The 17,078-nt window shown below is 70.7% G+C and carries 14 protein-coding genes; 6 read left to right on the top strand and 8 right to left on the bottom strand.

What is annotated here, in order from left to right:
- Window positions 1–50: 50 nt before the first annotated feature.
- From AC060K_RS08420 to AC060K_RS08400, 5 genes are all read right to left on the bottom strand, one after another.
- Complete coding sequence (locus AC060K_RS08420) at window positions 51–869, bottom strand: MBL fold metallo-hydrolase (RefSeq protein WP_483764981.1); 819 nt, start codon at window positions 867–869, stop codon at window positions 51–53.
- A 40-nt stretch (window positions 870–909) separates the two neighbouring features.
- Entirely contained in the window at window positions 910–1,098 is a 189-nt protein-coding gene (locus AC060K_RS08415) for a YbdD/YjiX family protein (protein ID WP_483764980.1), read from the bottom strand.
- On the bottom strand, window positions 1,095–3,356 hold the full coding sequence (locus tag AC060K_RS08410) for a carbon starvation CstA family protein (protein WP_483764979.1): 2,262 nt from the start codon (window positions 3,354–3,356) through the stop codon (window positions 1,095–1,097). The genes AC060K_RS08415 and AC060K_RS08410 overlap by 4 nt, the downstream gene beginning before the upstream one ends.
- 145 nt (window positions 3,357–3,501) lie before the next feature.
- Window positions 3,502–4,548 carry a S8 family serine peptidase gene (locus AC060K_RS08405; RefSeq protein WP_483765097.1) on the bottom strand — a complete coding sequence of 349 codons (1,047 nt, stop codon included), beginning with the start codon at window positions 4,546–4,548 and terminating at the stop codon, window positions 3,502–3,504.
- The gene (locus AC060K_RS08400) at window positions 4,455–5,705 is read right to left on the bottom strand and encodes a hypothetical protein (RefSeq protein ID WP_483764978.1); all 1,251 of its coding nucleotides are present in this window, start codon (window positions 5,703–5,705) and stop codon (window positions 4,455–4,457) included. Before AC060K_RS08400 ends, AC060K_RS08405 begins: the two co-directional genes overlap by 94 nt.
- A gap of 139 nt (window positions 5,706–5,844) precedes the next feature.
- Between AC060K_RS08400 and AC060K_RS08395 the strand changes: the two genes are divergently transcribed.
- Window positions 5,845–6,690 carry a CPBP family glutamic-type intramembrane protease gene (locus tag AC060K_RS08395; RefSeq protein ID WP_483765096.1) on the top strand — a complete coding sequence of 282 codons (846 nt, stop codon included), beginning with the start codon at window positions 5,845–5,847 and terminating at the stop codon, window positions 6,688–6,690.
- Window positions 6,691–6,693: 3 nt separating this feature from the next.
- Here the strand turns inward: AC060K_RS08395 and AC060K_RS08390 are convergent, their stop codons facing one another.
- Both AC060K_RS08390 and AC060K_RS08385 read right to left on the bottom strand, forming a co-directional pair.
- Window positions 6,694–7,446 carry a DUF305 domain-containing protein gene (locus AC060K_RS08390; RefSeq protein ID WP_483764977.1) on the bottom strand — a complete coding sequence of 251 codons (753 nt, stop codon included), beginning with the start codon at window positions 7,444–7,446 and terminating at the stop codon, window positions 6,694–6,696.
- Between the two features lie 102 nt (window positions 7,447–7,548).
- Complete coding sequence (locus AC060K_RS08385; RefSeq protein WP_483764976.1) at window positions 7,549–9,009, bottom strand: LVIVD repeat-containing protein; 1,461 nt, start codon at window positions 9,007–9,009, stop codon at window positions 7,549–7,551.
- Between the two features lie 130 nt (window positions 9,010–9,139).
- On the opposite strand from AC060K_RS08385, the gene AC060K_RS08380 reads away from it, so the two are divergent.
- Window positions 9,140–9,844, top strand: a complete 705-nt coding sequence (locus tag AC060K_RS08380) for a DUF305 domain-containing protein (RefSeq protein WP_483764975.1) — start codon at window positions 9,140–9,142, stop codon at window positions 9,842–9,844.
- A 93-nt stretch (window positions 9,845–9,937) separates the two neighbouring features.
- On the opposite strand, the gene AC060K_RS08375 is transcribed toward AC060K_RS08380, so the two are convergent.
- On the bottom strand, window positions 9,938–11,695 hold the full coding sequence (locus AC060K_RS08375; protein WP_483764974.1) for a hypothetical protein: 1,758 nt from the start codon (window positions 11,693–11,695) through the stop codon (window positions 9,938–9,940).
- Between the two features lie 273 nt (window positions 11,696–11,968).
- Between AC060K_RS08375 and AC060K_RS08370 the strand changes: the two genes are divergently transcribed.
- The 4 genes from AC060K_RS08370 to AC060K_RS08355 all read left to right on the top strand — a co-directional run bounded on the left by AC060K_RS08370 (window position 11,969) and on the right by AC060K_RS08355 (window position 16,976).
- On the top strand, window positions 11,969–12,238 hold the full coding sequence (locus tag AC060K_RS08370) for a DUF7218 family protein (protein ID WP_483764973.1): 270 nt from the start codon (window positions 11,969–11,971) through the stop codon (window positions 12,236–12,238).
- A 334-nt stretch (window positions 12,239–12,572) separates the two neighbouring features.
- Window positions 12,573–15,008: a transglycosylase domain-containing protein gene (locus AC060K_RS08365; RefSeq protein ID WP_483764972.1), complete on the top strand. Its 2,436-nt coding sequence runs from the start codon at window positions 12,573–12,575 to the stop codon at window positions 15,006–15,008.
- Between the two features lie 184 nt (window positions 15,009–15,192).
- Window positions 15,193–15,900: a PadR family transcriptional regulator gene (locus tag AC060K_RS08360; RefSeq protein WP_483764971.1), complete on the top strand. Its 708-nt coding sequence runs from the start codon at window positions 15,193–15,195 to the stop codon at window positions 15,898–15,900.
- Window positions 15,897–16,976, top strand: a complete 1,080-nt coding sequence (locus AC060K_RS08355) for an inositol-3-phosphate synthase (protein ID WP_483764970.1) — start codon at window positions 15,897–15,899, stop codon at window positions 16,974–16,976. Before AC060K_RS08360 ends, AC060K_RS08355 begins: the two co-directional genes overlap by 4 nt.
- Window positions 16,977–17,078 lie beyond the last annotated feature (102 nt).

Raw genomic sequence — 17,078 nt, 5'->3', positions numbered from 1 at the left:
ACGGAGTCGCGGACCGAGACCGAGACCCACACCGAGACCCAGACCCAGGGCTACGTCAGGTGGTCGAAGTCACCACGGGTCCACGCCGCGTGCCGTTCGGCCGAGCGCAGGACCACGTCGCGGGCGTCGCGCGCGATGACGCCCTCGAAGTTGTTGTACAGGCGGTCGAAGCCGAACCGTGCCACGTGGTGGGCGACGCGCTGCGCCACGGCCCCCGACAGCGGCAGGCGGTTCGGGTACGACCGCATGAAGCTGACGGACTTCCGGTCCGGGTTCGGGAAGATCGCGTCACCCGCGAGGATGACGCCGCGGCCCTCGGCACCGTCGGCCCAGTGCACCACGGCGCTGCCCGGGAAGTGCCCGCCCGGCTGGGTCAGGGTGACCCCCGGCAGGATCTCCCGGTCCTCCTTCCAGGTCTCCACCACCGGCGCGGTGCGGGCGAGCCAGCCCGCGTCCGCCTCGCTGACCAGGACGGGGACGTCGCCGAGCCGTCGGCTCCACTCCACCTGGACGCCATACATGTGGGGGTGGCTCGCCACGATCGCCACGACGGGGCCCAGCGCCTGCACGGCGGCGACCGCCGCGTCGTCGAGGAAGCCCGTCGGGTCCCAGAGGAGGTTGCCCTCGCCGGTGCGCAGCAGCTTCGCCTGCTGCCCGATCCCCACCACGGGCGGCTGCACCGTCAGCGCCGTCAGGTTCGGCTCCAGCTCGGTGACGTCCACCCGGGCCCCCGCGGCGGCGAGCTCGTCGAGCGTGGTCCAGAGCTGACCCTCGGCCGGCACCCACTGCCGCTCGTCGGCACAGATGGCGCAGACCTGCGGCCGCTCGTCGTGCTCCACGCCGCAGGTGCGGCAGATCCAGAACGTCATGCACTCTCCTCTTCTCGCGGACCGCGGGGTGCGCGGTCCTTCAGCAGCAGCGCGCGCCCGGGTGGGCGTCCTGCTCGGCGTACCTCGCCCGCCAGTACGAGCCCACGTCGGGAACGGGTTCCCCCGGGTGGGCGCGGCGCAGGTGGGCCACGTACCGCTGGTAGTCACTCTCGCCCAGGACGCCCTTGACGTACCAGGTCAGGGCGTCCCAGGCGCGGCGAAGCGTCATACGTGCGTCCCGGTCCGGGCCGCCTCGGGGTTGTCGTCGTAGTAGGCGGCCCACTCGGCGGCGACCTCCTTCTCGGCGTCGGTCGCGACCAGCCCGGACGGTGCGAAGAGCGCCGACGGCACGGCGGGTTCCTCCGTGGTGGGCAGGCCACCCGCCCGGATCGCCTTGACCCACACCACCACCGCGGCGAGGACCACCACGACCACGAGCAGCGCGAACACGATCGACAGCGTGCCCTGGACGAACGTGTTCCGGATGACGGCGTCCATCGCCTCCGGCGTGGTGGCGGTGCCGAAACTCGTCTCGCCGGCGTCCCGGGCCTCGCGGAAGGCGGTGTGCTGTGCCCAGTACCCGATCGCCGGCACGTCGGAGAAGATCTTCTGCCACGAGGCGGTCAGCGTGACGGCGAGGTCCCAGAGCAGGGGCACGCCGGGGATCCACGCCCAACGGAGCAGGCCCTTCTTGATGAGCACCGTGGTGACGAGGGCCAGGGCCATGGCGGCGAGCAGCTGGTTGGCGATGCCGAACAGCGGGAACAGCGTGTTGATCCCGCCGAGCGGGTCGGTGACGCCCATCAGCAGGATCGCGCCCCACAGGCCGCAGACGACGACCGAGCAGACCCAGGCCCCCACGCGCCATGACGGGTCGCGGAACCGGCGCAGCGGCCCGCCGACGTTGCCGAGCGTGTCGGACAGCATGAACCGGGCCACCCGCGTGCCGGCGTCGACGGTGGTGAGGATGAACAGGGCCTCGAACATGATCGCGAAGTGGTACCAGAACGCGATCATCCCGGAGCCGCCCAGGAACGAGCCGAGGATCTGCGCCATGCCGAACGCGAGGGTCGGCGCGCCACCCGTACGGGAGACGATCGACTCCTCGTCCACGCTGTCGGCGGCGCCCTGGATGTCCGCGGCGGTGGCGGGAGGCCCGGAGAGCCCGAGCCCGTTCACGTACTCGGCGGCCGACGCTGCCTCCCCGCCCGTGAGCCCGGCGGGCGCGTTCATCGTGAAGTACAGGTGCTGGTCGATGGACACGGCGGTGACCAGCGCCATGATCGCCACGAACGACTCGGTGAGCATGCCGCCGTAGCCGATGAGCCGGAGCTGACTCTCCTTCTCCACCAGCTTGGGCGACGTGCCGGACGAGATGAGCGCATGGAACCCGGACAGCGCACCGCACGCGATGGTGATGAAGAGGAACGGGAACAGCGCACCGGCAAAGGCGGGGCCGTTGCCTTCCAGGGCGAACGACGAGACCGCGGGCGCCTGGACCGCCGGCTGGGCGACGAGCACGCCGACCGCGAGGAGCACGATGGTGCCCACCTTCATGAAGGTGGACAGGTAGTCGCGCGGAGCCAGCAGGAGCCACACCGGCAGCACCGAGGCGAGGAAGCCGTAGCCCGTGATCAGCCAGGCGAGCGTGACCTTGTCGAGCGTGAAGAGCGCCACGCCCCAGTCGGTCGACGCCACCCAGCCGCCCGCGACGATCGCGAGGATGAGCAGCGCGACGCCGATCAGCGACACCTCAGCCACCCTGCCAGGTCGCCAGAACCGCAGGTAGACACCCATGAACAGGGCGATCGGGATGGTGCAGCCCACGGAGAAGACGCCCCAGGGGGACTCGGCGAGCGCGTTGACCACCACGAGGGCGAGCACCGCGATGAGGATGATCATGATGACGAAGACGCCGATCAGGCCTGCGACGCCGCCCACGGTGCCGATCTCGTCGCGGATCATCTGTCCGAGGGACCGTCCCCGGCGACGGGTCGAGAGCCACAGGACGAGGTAGTCCTGTACGCAGCCGGCGAGCACGCCGCCGATGATGATCCACAGGGTCCCGGGGAGGTAGCCCATCTGGGCCGCGAGCACGGGCCCCACGAGCGGCCCCGCACCGGCGATCGCGGCGAAGTGGTGCCCGAAGAGCACCCGCCGGTCGGTAGGCGCGAAGTCGCGCCCGTTCTCGTGCTGCTCGGCGGGTGTGGCGCGGGAGTCGTCCGGGCGCACCACCTTGTACTCGATGAGGCGCGCGTAGAAGCGGTACGCGATGACGTAGGTGCCCACGGCCGCGAGCACGAAGTAGGCGGCGTTGACGTCCTCGCCGCGCAGGATCGCGACGAGCGCCCAGGCGATCGCGGCGACCAGCCCGATGACCGCGAACACGATCTTCTTGCCGGGGGTCATGGGCCGTCGGTCGACGATCGCGACCGGGGGCAGACCGGGGTCGGTCCGGACCTTGTCAACAAGCTCGGGTGAGCGCACTGCGGCCTCCTTGCCGGGTGGACCACTGGGTGAATTGTTCCGTCCACACCCTAGGTCGGGGCCACGTCCCGGTAAAGCGCTGACCACGCCAGGGTGGTCGCCTTCCGGGAAGGCGACCACCCGGCGTGGGGCACCTAGGGGCGGGTCAGCGCACCGACGCCGTCAGCGTGAACCCGCTCCAGAGCTCGGGCGTCGTGCGACGGCCCTCCACGACGAGCTCCCACACGCCCGGGACGACCGGCTTGTTCGGCAGCCCGTAGGTGCGCGCGAACGGGTCGCAGACCGTCGCGTCGGAGTAGCTCGTGTAGCAGTCGAGCGTGCCCTGCGTCGCGGACTCCGCCGAGACTCCGGTGGGCGAGAAGGCCCACCAGCGCACCTGGTCGCCCTCGGCGACCCCGCTCAGCGCCACGTCGAGGTACGTCGCCCCCTCGGGGACCACGACCGTGTAGTGGGTGGTGCCGTTGCGGCTCACCGTGCCCGAGACCACGTACGGCTCGGCCAGGTCCGCCCCGGCCTCGACCGCGAGCATCGTGTGGTTGTCGACGGCCGGGGTCTTCGGGTCGTCGATGGTCAGCACGGCCGACGAGACGCCGACGGGCACCGCGGTGGCGTCCACCTCGATCGTCGTCGGCACTCCCTTGGCGAGGAACACCAGGCGCGGCGCGGAGAACACGTCGTCGCCCGCGAGTCGGACCTGGACCGGCGTCCTGCCCTCGTCGCCGCCCGTGCGGGTCACGGTCAGCTCGTAGGTGCGGGACTCGCCCGGGGCGAGGCCACCGGCCGACGGCGCGCACGAGGAGAACACGCCCGGGCCGCGGAACGGCACGAGGAGCTGCCCCGCGAGCGGCGTGCACACGTCGGTCTCGATGATGATCCCCGAGGTGCCGAGGCCCTTCGAGGAGATGTACTCCCACGCCATGGGCACGTCGAACAGGCCGCGGCCCTGGGCCACGGCGTCCACGCCCTTGATCGGGGCGGCGGACGAGTAGATCGCGGTGCGCAGCTCGGCGGCCGAGAGCTCGGTGCCGTTCGCGCGGGCCGCGCCCACGAGGAGCGCCGCGGCGCCCGCTGCCTGCGGTGCCGCCATCGACGTGCCGTTCAGCAGCGAGTACCCGGCGGGCAGCGAGTAGCCGATCGCGGACGTCGGGAGGTACGCCGGGTACGACGCGATCGCGCCGCCGGGGGCGACGATGTCGGGTAGTTCAGGTTCGCGAGCGTGTAGTTGATGACGCCCGCGAGACGCACGGTGTCGACCTGGACGGTGTACGGGATCGCCTCGGACACCGCGGTCGCCGGGTCGTCCTCGGTCCGGTGGCCGACGTCGCCCGAGACGTCGAACTCCTGCATTCCCGGCGCGTCGGTGAAGTCGAGGTCGTGGTCCGTGTCGACCCAGACCGTCTCGGTGACCGGGTCGATCAGGGTCGCGAGAGGGGTCTCGGAGCCGTCCGGCAGGGTCTGCAGCTTGCGACCGAACTTGAAGCCCGACCCGGAGTCGTCCGGCAGCGTGTAGACCTCGGTGTGCCGCTGCCCCTGGTAGGTGAAGCTGTACGAGTGGGTCTCGCGCCCCGTCGGGACGTTGTTCGTGGTGAGCTGCCACGTGCCGTCCAGGATGAGCGACAGGAAGTCGGTCGGGTCCACGGCCACGCTCGAGCCGACGAGCTTGGGCTCCCCGGTCGACGTCGTCGCCAGCGCCGGGTGTGTCGGGTCCACGCCGGAGTCGAGGATGCCGATCGTGGTGCCGCGGCCGTCGTACGCCGGGTGCTCGGCCTTGAACCGGGTGGACCCCGTGTCCTGCGTCGGCAGGTACGGGTTCGCGTCCGGCGTCGTCGCGCCCGGAGCCGGAGCCGGCACGGGGGCCGCCGCGGCGGCGGCCGCCGCGATGCTCTCCGGCGACACGGAGACGTCCTCGAGCGCGAGGATCTCCTCCGCGTCGACGGCCAGGACGGCGTCGAGGGCGAGCACGTCCTCGACCGCCGTGAACGGCACGCTCGCCTTGACGTAGCCCAGGGCGTCGTCGGTCCTCGTGACGAACGCGCCGAGCGCCTCGATCTGGGCCGCTGCCTCCGCGGTGCGGCCCGGGTCGGTCGCGATCACGACGGTGTGCGCGGCCGGCATCACGATGTCCGTGTCGGGAAGGGTCTCGAGCGAGCGGGTGCGCGCCTGGCGCTGGTACTCGCGCTGGGCCTGGGCGATGACGGCCCGGTCGTGCGCCCCGAGCTTGTCGGTGCCCGACGACGCCGTGGTCGCCTCGACGTCGGCCGTCGCCGGCAGTCCGGGGAGAAGGAGGGCGCCGACCGTCACGACGGCGGCGCAGGCCGCCGACGCGGCCTTGCGGACGGGTGGTTGCACGTTGAACCTCACAGGTGTCTGTCCTGCCGCGCTCCACGGCAGTGTGGTGTCGCACACCGTGGCACCGCCGTGTAACGAGCGATAGCACGACGACCCCCTCCGGGGTGGCGGAAATCCGTCATCACACATGCTCGCCACCATGTGGGAGGGTGCTCCCGTGACCGACGCGACGACGCTCCGCCATCCGGCAGTGCCCGCCCTGCGCCTGACCGCCGCCGTGCTCGTCTCGGCGTCGGCGGTGCTCCTCTTCGCGGTGCACGTGCGCCCGGTCGCCTACGTGCCGCTGGTGGCCGGGATCCTGCTGGGCCTGGTGGTGGACCGAGCGCTCGGGCGGGACCTGGCGCTGATCGGCGTGGGTCTGGGGATCATCTCCACGATCTCCCTGGAGGCGGACCTCTCCGACGAGGGCATCCGCCGGTTCGCCGTGGTGCTCATCGCGTCCGTGGTGGTCCCCTGGGCCCTGTCCCGGTACGTGTTCCACCAGGACACGATCCAGTTCCCGCTGATCACGGGTCGTCGGTGGGGCCGCGGGCAGTGGACCTACCTGCTGATCGTGGTGGCGGTGGGCTACCTGATCCTGCCGTTCTACTTCCTCGGCTCGGGCGCCTACCTGAACTGGCCGGACCTCGACGGCTCGCAGGACATCTGGCGGCTGCTGGTCGGCGTCAACGCCGTCGGGATCTGGGACGAGCTGTTCTTCGTCTGCGTCGCCTTCGCGCTCTTCCGCAAGCACTTCGGTCTGTGGACGGCGAACTTCCTCCAGGCGGCGATCTTCGTGTCGTTCTTGTGGGAGCTCGGCTACCGCGAGTGGGGACCGCTCCTCACGATCCCCTTCGCGCTGGTCCAGGGCTGGATCTTCGCGAAGTTCAAGGACCTGGCGTACGTCGTGACGGTTCACCTGCTGTTCGACGTCGTCGTGTTCATGGTGCTGGTGCACGGGCACCACCCGCACCTCTTCGACATCTTCGTCACCGCGCCGAGGTAGCGGCTACGGGTTCGTCTTGGCGAACATCTTGGGCCCGAGCAGCTCACGCAGCGTCTCCAGCTGCGCCTCGGTCTCGGTCTTCTCGGCCTCGGCCAGCGCGACCAGCTCGTCGTCCTCGCCCGCGTAGATCTCGTCCCCCGCCAGGGTCACCGCCCCGTCGTGGTGCCGGATCAGCCCATCGAGCAGGTGCAGCTCGAACAGCGTGCCCTCCAGCCCGGCGATGACCTCGACCTGCTCGGGCGTCAGCATGCCGTGCGGCGGGGCGTTCGCCCCGTGCTCGTGCCCGCCCTCGCCGGCCGCGCGGGGTCCGGAGCCATCCTCGGGCGCCTCTTCGGCGGCGAGCGCGAGGGCCGACGACGCGGCGTCGGGCACCGGGATGCCGCGCTCCCGCATCCAGGCGCCCAGCTCCTCGATCCGGGCCGACGACACCTCGGTGATCTCGTCGGCCGTCGCCAGGATCTCGCCGTCCTCGGTGCGGCCGGGGGCCAGGGAGGCGAGCTCGATGGCCTGCGCATGGTGCACCAGCATGACGTCTGCGTAGATGGCGTCCGACTCCGAGTAGCCCGCTGCCTCCTGGCGAGCCGGGACGCTCACGCCGAGCCAGAGGTAGAGCCCGGCGTTCAGCGCCACGCCGAGGGCGAGGACGATCAGGACGGCCTTGAGCCGGCGCCGCCAGAGCGGTGCGGGCGGCGGCTCGGGCTGCGGCTCCGGCTGCGGCTCGGGCGCCTCGACGTCCAGGTCCGGGTGAGTGGTCACGTGCGGAAGCGTCGCACAACGGTCAAGCCGAGGGAAGACACCGGGCAAGAAGTACGGGAAACCCCGTGCCCGGCGCCGTCCCTCGGCTCGTCGGTCCGCAGGTCAGGAGTGGAACTTCTCCTGCAGCTGCGGGTTGAACTCGCGGTTCCACATGTTCGGCTTCTGCTTCGGCACGATCTCGTCGGAGATCTCGAGGACGTCGAAGCCCTTCTGGATGTCGTTCGAGAACACGTAGCCGTTGTAGTAGTACGCCGACCAGCTGCCGCCGAGGATCAGCCGCTCGGTGGACAGCGGGCCGCGGTCGAACCACGCCAGCTCGACCGGGTTCTCCGAGTCGGTGAAGTCGTACACCGAGATGCCGCCCTGGTACCAGGCCTGCACCATGATGTCGCGACCCTTGACCGGGATCAGCGAGCCGTTGTGGGCCACGCAGTTCTCGGTGTTCGTGTTGGTGCGCGGGATCTTGTAGTAGCTCTTGAACTCGAGCTGGCCGCCGGTGAGGTCGTAGATGCCGTTGGCCCCGCGCGTGGACCCGACGGTCGGGTTGCAGGTGGCACCGCCGCCTCCGCCCAGCTCGTCGGTGAAGACCACCTTGGTGGCGTCGTTGTTGAACGTCGCCGAGTGCCAGAACGCGAAGTTCGTGGTGTCGCGGACGGAGTCGATCACCACGGGGTTCTCCCGGTCGGAGATGTCCATGATGATGCCGTCGCCCATGCACGCGCCGGCGGCGATGTCCTTCTCCGGGTACGCGGTGATGTCGTGGCAGCCGCTCGTCGCGGACGTGTTGAAACCCTGCTCGTTGGGGCCGCCCGGGTGGCCGCCGTCCGGGAAGAGCACCGGGGTGGCGACGACCGACGCCGAGGCGGGGTCCTTCACCGGGATCTTCACGATCGAGATGAGGTCGTGCGGCGGCTGGCAGTCGGGCGCGGCGGCGCTCGGGCTGTACGAGGACACGTACGCGTAAAGCGTCTGGCCGTTGCGGGTCGGGGCCAGCGTGTGGGTGTGCGAGCCGCACGCGGTCTCGACGGCCGACACGTAGACCGGGTTGAGCGGGTCGGAGATGTCGAAGATCTTCAGGCCCTCCCACGAGTCCTTGATCGCGGCGCTCTGCGAGGTGCTTGCGCACGAGTCGTCGGACCGGGAGGAGTCCGTGGACAGGACCAGCAGGTCCTTGTAGACCGAGATGTCGTTCTGCGAGCCCGGGCACACGACCTGGACCGCCTGGACCGGCGCGGTGGGGTCGCTGATGTCGTAGACGGTGAACCCGCCGTAGTTGCCGGCGTAGGCGTAGTCGCCGGAGAAGGCGAGGTCGGAGCTGTACTGCCCCTCGGGGGCGAACGCCCCGTTCTTCGGAATGGTGGCGAGCAGCTCGATGTTCGCCGAGGCGACGTCGCCCGGCTGGTCGAGGAGCGGCAGGACCGCCGAGTCGTCGAGGGCTGCGATGGCCTCGGCGGCTGAGCCGTCCGAGCTGTCGCCGGGCTCGGCGAAGCCCGGGGCGGCGACGGCGAAGGACCCGACGAGCAGGGCAGCGGTCAGCGTCCCCCCGGCGACTCCGGATCTCATGGTTGAACGACGCACAGGCGTCACACCTCCTTGGTAGTGTCCGGCGAGTCTCGTCTGCGAGTTGCCTGAGGAAAAGAGCTTTAGGCGATATTTAACACAGTAGTGACATTCAATCCGGAAGGATGGATTCGTGCGCTCCCCTGTGGCCCGACGCCGGCGGCTCGTCCCGGCCCTGTCCCTCACTCTGCTGGGCACCGTCGCCCTGACCGGGGCGTGCACCGCCCAGGGTGACGTGACCTCGGAGCCGAGCTCCGTCGTCGTGCAGCCGGGGAGACCCGGCGAGGCCGCCAGGACCGTGGCGCCCGAGGACTTCGACGGTGTGGACGACCCGTACAGCGAGTGGAACGACGCGGACGTCGACTTCGTGACGGTCATGATCGACCACCACGCGCAGGCCCTGGAGATGGCGGCGCTGGCGCCCGACCGGGCGGCGTCGGAGCAGGTGCGGACGTTCGCCGAGCGCATCGAGGGCGCCCAGGCGGGCGAGATCCACGCTCTTGCCGCCTGGCTCGAGGCCCGCGGCCTGCCCGTCCCCGTCTCCGCGGAGGTGGCCGACGGGACCGGGCCGCGGACGCCGTCGGACGGGCACGGCCACGCGGAGATGCCCGGCGCGGTGTCCCCGGAGGAGCTGGACGACCTGGCCGCGGCGACCGGCGCCGCGTTCGACCGGGCGTTCCTCGAGCTGATGATCCGCCACCACCGCGGGGCCGTCGAGATGGCGCACACGGTGATCGCCGAAGGGGCCGACCTCTACGCCGGGGAGATGGCGGACGAGACCGCGGCGGGGCAGGCGGCGGAGATCGCCCGCATGGAGGACCTCCTCGCGGGGATGTGAGGGCGCCGCCGGCCGAGCACGGACGTCACGCCGAGACAGTGCCTTCGTCCGACGAAGGCACTGTCTCGGCGGGTGCGGGTGGTGCTGGGAAGCTCAGGCCCGGCGGCGGAGCGCGAGGCCCAGACCGGCCGCCAGCAGGCCGATGACGGCGAGCGCGCCGCCCGCCGGCGGCACGACCCCCGCCGCGCCGGTCCCGGCCGAGGCCCTCAGGGTGCCCGTCCCGTCGACGAGCGTGCCCGTCCCCGCAGCCAGCGTGACCGCGCCCTCGGCGAGGTCGCCGCTCCCGTCGGCGAGGTCGCCGGCGCCGTCGGCCAGGTCGCCCGCTCCGGCCGACAGCTTCTGCGCGCCGGCGTCGAGCGTCACGACACCCTCCGCCAGGGTGCCGGTCCCCTCGGCGAGCGTGCTCAGCCCGGTGCTGAGCTGGAGAGCGCCCGCCTCGGCCTCGCCGAGCTTCACGGCGAGGGTGTCCGCTCCGTCGGCCAGCTGCTGCGACCTGCCCACCTTGGGGACGACCCGGTCGCGGATCTCGACGGCCCCGGCGTCTACCTGGCCTAGTCCGCCCTGCAGGGTGACCAGACCACCGGCGACCTGCTGGGCACCGGCCTGCAGCCGCGGCGCGCCGGCCGCCAGCTCGGCGGCCCCCGCGTCGAGCTGGGCCGAGCCGTTCTTGAGGCGAACCGCCCCGGCGCGCGCCTCAGCGGCCCCTGCCCGAGCCTCGGCCGAGCCGACGACGAGCTTGTCCAGGCCGACGGCAAACGTGTCGGCCCCGGCCGCGAGGCCGTGCGCACTCGTACGCAGCGTGGCCGCACCGACGACGAGGCCCTGCTTCTCGTCACGGATCCCGGCGAGCAGGCCGTTCGCTCCTGCCTGAACGCGCGTCGCCCCGGCCGCCGTCACTGCGGCGGCCTGCGCGAGGTTCGCGGCCTGGTCCGCGAGCGTCTGGAGCTGGACCTTCAGCTCGCCGTCCGGCGTGGCCGCGGCGAGCTCCGAGAGGTTCGCGGCCAGTGCAGCGTTGCCGTCGGCCACGCCGGCCGTTCCCGGGGCGACCTGGTTCGCGCCCGCAGCGACGAGCGCGAGGCCCTCATCAACCACATCCACCCCGGCCACGATCTTGTCCGCGCCTTCGGCGACGCCGTGCGCACCGGCCGCGAGCTCGCCGGCCTTCGCGTCGGCGTTCGCGGCCCCCTCGGCGACGGCAGCCGTCCCGGCCGCCAGGCGGTCGAGCCCGCCGGCGAGCTGCACCGCTCCTGCGGCGAGGGCGTCCGCTCCCGCGGCGAGCTCCGGCCCCTTGGCCGCGAGGCGGTCCACCCCGCCCTGGAGCTCTACCGCGCCGCCGTAGAGCTGGCCTGCTCCGGCGACGAGCGTCTCCGTCCCGTCAGCGAGGCGGGTCGACCCGTCGGCGAGGTCGCGGACGTCGGCGGCTGTCTCGGCGGTGCCGTCGGCGATCTTGAGGGCGCCTGCCCGGAGCTGTGCGGTGCCGTCCGCGAGCTGCTGGGAGCCGGCGAGCGCCGTCTGGGCGCCCCCGTCGAGCTCCCAGGCTCCTGTGCTGAGCTTCGCCGTCCCTGCGGTGAGGTCACCGGCTCCCTCGGCCAGCGTGCCGGCGCCGTCGGCGAGCCGGCCGGCGCCGTCGGACACCTCGTCGGCGCCGTCGGCGACCTTGGCCGCCCCCGCGTCGAGGTCGCCCGCCCCGGAGTCGAGCCGGGCGGCCCCGGAGGCGAGCTGCCCGTTGTAGATCAGGAGAAAGCCCACGAGCACGACCATGGCGAGGGTCAGGAGCGCGAGCCCGGCGATGCTCAGGGCGGTCGCCGCGGGTCTCGGGCGGTATGTGGCTGCGTTGGCGTGGTACGCCATCTTTCCGTCCTCTCGTCGCGGCGCCATCGCCGCGGTGCAGGTACGTCCGGCGCGAGGAGGCGCCGGAGCCCGCCGACTCTGGCGGGACTCCTGATACCCGGGGTACCGGGAATCTCTGAGGACCGAACGTACTCACCACGCCCCGGGAAGGGAACGGCTCCAGGGCCTCTTATTGATCACATTTCAGTAATGCGCCGGAGTTCACCCGGTAGTTGCGACCACGCGGGCCGGGAGCGACCGTGGAAGCACCTGCCCTCACGGAAGGAGACCACGATGCCGCGACGTTCACCGGGACCGAGCGTGAAGGACCCCGAGCTCTACGAAGAGCTCCGCGAGGAGGGAAACAGCAAGGAGAAGTCCGCACGGATCGCGAACGCGGCCGCAGCACGAGGCCGCAGCAGCGTCGGGAAGAAGGGCGGCAAGTCGCCGGCCTACGAGGACTGGAGCGTGGCCGACCTCCGCAAGAAGGCCGCCGAGGTGGGCGTGGAGGGCCGTTCGCGCATGAAGAAGGACGACCTCGTCGACGCGCTCCGGAACCACTGACGCGGCCCGCCGGGCTGTGTGGATTGTGTGAAGCAGGGGGCAGGGGCCTGAGCGGACCTGGCAGGAACCGCGCAGACGGCCCTCTTCTTCGCCGCCAGGATGCCTCTCCCACAGACGGACCCCCTATTGTTTCGGATGGTCCGCTGTACCTTGAGCGCGCTCTTCGAGCCGTCGCCTCGGCTGCGGACCCGAAGAGACCGACGAAGAGGAGAAGCAGGACGTGGCGAACTGGAGCATTCCTCCGCAGGTCCCGCGCCGGCGTCAGAGGTTCTGGAATTACCCCCGCCCCTACCGGCGGGGATGGCGCGCGTGGGTACCCTCCTGGCGAATCGTCGTGGGCACCATCCTCACGGGGGTGTCGCTGGCCACCGGCGTGCTGTTCATGGGCTACACGAGCACGGTGATCCCCGAGCAGGGTGAGGACGTGGGTAACCAGACCACGACCGTCTATTACGCGGACAACTCCGTGATGGGCGAGTTCGCGGCGCTCGACCGCATCATCCTCACCAAGGAACAGCTTCCGAACTGGGACCTCATCACCAGCACGCTCGTCGCGTCCGAGGACCAGACGTTCTGGACGAACAGCGGCGTGGACCCGATGGGTATCGTGCGCGCCTTCCTCAACAACGTCACGGGCGGAGCGCAGCAGGGCGGGTCGACGCTCACGCAGCAGTACGTCGAGGCGTACTACGGCAGCGGTCCCACCTACAAGGACAAGGTCCGCGAGGTGATCCTGGCCTACAAGGTGACACAGGCGCAGGACAAGGAAGAGATCATCGAGCGGTACATCAACTCGATCTACTTCGGCCGCAAGGCGTACGGCATCCAGGCTGCCTCGCAGGCGTACTTCGGGATCGACGCGGCTGCCCTCAACTACAACCAGGTCGCTTTCCTCATCGGCATCATCCCGTCCCCCAACCAGTGGGACGGCAAGAACGACCCCGAGTTCAGCCGCGCCTGGGGGATCGAACGCTGGGAACGCTCGATCCGGTTCATGGCCGAGCAGGGCGTCATCACGCCGGAGGAGAAGGCCGCGGCGGTCTTCCCCGAGCCGCAGCCCCTCCAGAATGCCAACAGCAAGTCCGGCTACACCGGTTACCTGCTGGACATGGTCGAGGCGGAGCTCGCGTCCAGGGCACAGGTCTCGCAGGACAAGCTGATGACCAACGGGTACAAGGTCTACACCACGATCGACAAGCGCCTCATGGACGCGGCGATGGCGACGATGGCCCTGCCTGCCGACGCGAACCCCCTCACCCGCGCGTCCCTGACGTCGATCGACCCGGCCACAGGGGCGATCAGGTCGATCTACGGCGGCCCGGACTACCTGTCTCATCCCACCAACGCCGCGACGGTCACGCTCGCGCAGGGTGGCTCCACGTTCAAGCCGTTCACCCTCATCGGCGGTCTCGAGGAGGGCATCTCGATCCGCAAGCAGTACGACGGCAACGACGACATCGTGATCAAGGGCTACAACAACGGACCGGGAGACCCCGACCGGGCGGTCACGAACTTCGCGGACGCGGACTACGGGCAGGTCGACCTCATCAAGGCGACGCAGGACTCGATCAACACCGCCTACGTGGCGCTCAACGTCGAGATCGGGGCAGAGAAGACCGCCGAGGTGGGCTACCGTCTCGGCATCCCGGAGGAGACGTGCATCGCCGGCACGTGCGCGGAGACGATCCAGCCGGTCCTCTCCAACGTGCTGGGCTCGGCGGCGGTACGCAACATCGACCTCACCCACGCCTACGCGACGATCGCCGCGAGCGGCGTGGAGCGCGACCCGTACATCATCCAGAAGGTGACCGACCTCCGCGACACTCCCGTGTACGACGTCACGGTGGAGAACAACCCTGTGGTGAACCCCGAGATCGCCAACGCCACGACCTACGCCATGACCCAGGTCGTGGAGAAGGGCTCGGGCAAGCCGGCGCGCGACCTCGGCCGGCCCGCGGCCGGCAAGACCGGTACCGCGAGCGAGAACAAGTCGGCCTGGTTCGCCGGCTACACGCCCCAGCTCGTGACGGTCGTGGGTCTGTCCCAGTACAACCCGGACAACCCCGAGGAGAAGAACGAGGACATCACCCCGTTCGGCAAGTGGGCCGGCAAGGCGATCACCGGTGGTACGTGGCCGGTGGAGGCGTGGACCGCCTACATGAAGATCGCCATGGAGGGCCAGGAGATCAAGGAGTTCCCGGAGTACAAGCTCCCCAAGCCCTCCGCCTCCCCGAGCCCGACGCCCTCGCCGACCCCGACGCAGGAAGGGGTCCAAGTCCCGGGCGACCTCGTGGGCAAGCCGATCGAGGAGGTCCGTGAGCGCCTCCAGCAGCTGGGCCTGCGCGCGCAGGAGCGACTCCAGGAGTCGAACGAGCCCAAGGGCACCGTGATCCAGGTCGACAACGCCGGCCAGATGGTGGGCCCGGGTGCGAACATCCCGGTGACGGTCTCCAGCGGCCCGGCCACCCAGAACAAGGTCCGGGTCCCGAACGTGGTGGGGATGACCCAGCGGGACGCCACCAACAGGCTCACGAGCCGCGAGTACCAGCTGACGCCGGCCTTCTCGACCGTGCCGAGCTCCGAGGCGGACAAGGGCAAGGTCATGTCCATGCAACCGGGCGCCGACACCGAGGTGGACCGGAACAGCATCGTGACGCTGGTGGTCGGTGCCGGACCAGGCGAGGAGCCGCAACCGTCTCCGAGCCCGACCGTCTCCCTGCCGGGTGGCGGGAACGGCGGCGGCAACGGCGGCGGCGGAATCCTCCCGTAGCAGGCCGCCCGCAGTACCCAGGAGCCCGGTTCACCTTCGTGAACCGGGCTCCTCTCGTTCATCCCGCGTTCACTCCGCGTTGCGTCCTGTTCATGCCCGTCCTATCCTCACGATGTATCGACTCGATAGGTCATTCCCGCAGAGTTCGCGCGATGGCCCCGGGCACCGAGGGGAAGGAGTCGTCGTGCGCAGCAGGTCGGACGTGCTCGAGACCGCCATCCTCGGGCTGCTCAGCGAGGCGCCGCTCCACGGCTACGAGCTGCGCAAGCGGCTCAACCTCCTCCTCGGCTCGTTCCGCGCGTTCTCCTACGGCAGCCTCTACCCGGCCCTCAAGAGCCTGGTGACGCGCCGCCTCATCGTCACGACGGAGGGCGAGAGCCCGGCGTCGGGCAGGACGACGCCGCCACCCCCGCCCCTGGCCGGCCGGCGCGGCCGGATCGTGTACGAGCTGACCGCCGAGGGCAAGGAGCACCTCCAGACCGTCCTGGCCACCTCCGGCCCCGCGGCCTGGGAGGACGAGAACTTCGACGTCCGGTTCGCGCTCTTCGCGCAGACCGACGCCGAGACCCGCCTCCGCATCCTGGAGGGCCGGCGCACCCGGCTCACGGAGCGGCTGGAAGCGGTCAAGGAGTCCGCGACGCGCACGCGTGCGCGTCTCGACGAGTACACGCTCGAGCTGCAGCGCTACGGACTCGAGAAGGTCGAGCGCGAGGTGCGCTGGCTCGACAGCCTCATCACCACCGAGCGGGGACGCGTCGGAGCACGCGCCCGCGCACGGGCCAGCAGCACCACACCCACGTCCGGGCCGTCACGCACGGCCGGCGGGGACCACGAAACACACCCCGCCGAGGGTGCTCCTCACCCCGGCACGAACGAGAAGGAGCGAGGATGACCTCCATCCGCGTCGCCATCGTCGGCGTAGGCAACTGCGCGTCGTCCCTGGTGCAGGGCGTGCACTACTACCGTGACGCCGACCCCGCCGGTACCGTCCCGGGCCTCATGCACGTGCAGTTCGGCGACTACCACGTGTCGAGCCTGGAGTTCGTCGCGGCGTTCGACGTCGACGCGAAGAAGGTCGGCTTCGACCTCTCCGACGCGATCAACGCGTCCGAGAACAACACCATCAAGATCGCGGACGTGCCGCCGCTCGGCGTGACCGTCCAGCGCGGCGTCACCCACGACGGCCTGGGCAAGTACTACCGCGAGACCATCGAGGAGTCCGACGCGGAGCCGGTCGACATCGTCGCCGCCCTCCGCGAGGCTCGTGCGGACGTGCTCGTCTGCTACCTGCCCGTGGGTTCCGAGGTCGCCGCGAAGTTCTACGCGCAGTGCGCCATCGACGCCGGCGTGGCGTTCGTCAACGCCCTGCCGGTCTTCATCGCGTCAGACCCCGAGTGGGCCAAGAAGTTCGAGGACGCCGGCGTGCCGATCGTCGGCGACGACATCAAGTCCCAGGTGGGCGCCACGATCACGCACCGCGTGCTGGCCAAGCTCTTCGAGGACCGCGGCGTGGTGCTGGACCGCACCTACCAGCTCAACGTCGGCGGCAACATGGACTTCAAGAACATGCTGGAGCGGGACCGCCTCGAGTCGAAGAAGATCTCCAAGACGCAGGCTGTCACGTCGAACCTCGAGCACGACCTGGGCGCGCGCAACGTGCACATCGGGCCGTCCGACTACGTCGCCTGGCTGGACGACCGCAAGTGGGCCTACGTGCGCCTCGAGGGCCGCGCGTTCGGCGAGGTGCCGCTGAACCTGGAGTACAAGCTCGAGGTGTGGGACTCGCCCAACTCGGCCGGCATCATCATCGACGCCGTGCGTGCCGCGAAGATCGCGAAGGACCGCGGCGCGGGCGGCCCCATCCTGTCCGCGTCGACATACTTCATGAAGTCGCCGCCCGTGCAGATGGAGGACACCGCCGGCCGCGCCCAGCTGGAGGCCTTCATCCGCGGGGACGTGGAGCGGTAGACCGTAGATCCTCCGGTAGACTGGTGCGTCGCTGTGCCTTTCTGGGCACAGCGACCCCCCCCCCTCACCCACCCGCCACCCGCCCCCCCCGGGCCCCGCCCC

The sequence above is a fragment of the Antribacter sp. NEAU-D49 genome, from assembly GCF_057158775.1.
The sequence above is the reverse complement of the archived record's forward strand: the minus strand, read 5'-3'. Positions and strand labels throughout refer to the sequence as shown.

What these genes read in the sequence shown, in the direction of transcription:
- AC060K_RS08385 (WP_483764976.1), bottom strand. Translation starts at nt 9,009, where the DNA reads ATGAGATCCGGAGTCGCCGGGGGGACGCTGACCGCTGCCCTGCTCGTC.
- AC060K_RS08375 (WP_483764974.1), bottom strand. Translation starts at nt 11,695, where the DNA reads ATGGCGTACCACGCCAACGCAGCCACATACCGCCCGAGACCCGCGGCG.
- AC060K_RS08395 (WP_483765096.1), top strand. Translation starts at nt 5,845, where the DNA reads ATGTGGGAGGGTGCTCCCGTGACCGACGCGACGACGCTCCGCCATCCG.
- AC060K_RS08415 (WP_483764980.1), bottom strand. Translation starts at nt 1,098, where the DNA reads ATGACGCTTCGCCGCGCCTGGGACGCCCTGACCTGGTACGTCAAGGGC.
- AC060K_RS08370 (WP_483764973.1), top strand. Translation starts at nt 11,969, where the DNA reads ATGCCGCGACGTTCACCGGGACCGAGCGTGAAGGACCCCGAGCTCTAC.
- AC060K_RS08420 (WP_483764981.1), bottom strand. Translation starts at nt 869, where the DNA reads ATGACGTTCTGGATCTGCCGCACCTGCGGCGTGGAGCACGACGAGCGG.
- AC060K_RS08355 (WP_483764970.1), top strand. Translation starts at nt 15,897, where the DNA reads ATGACCTCCATCCGCGTCGCCATCGTCGGCGTAGGCAACTGCGCGTCG.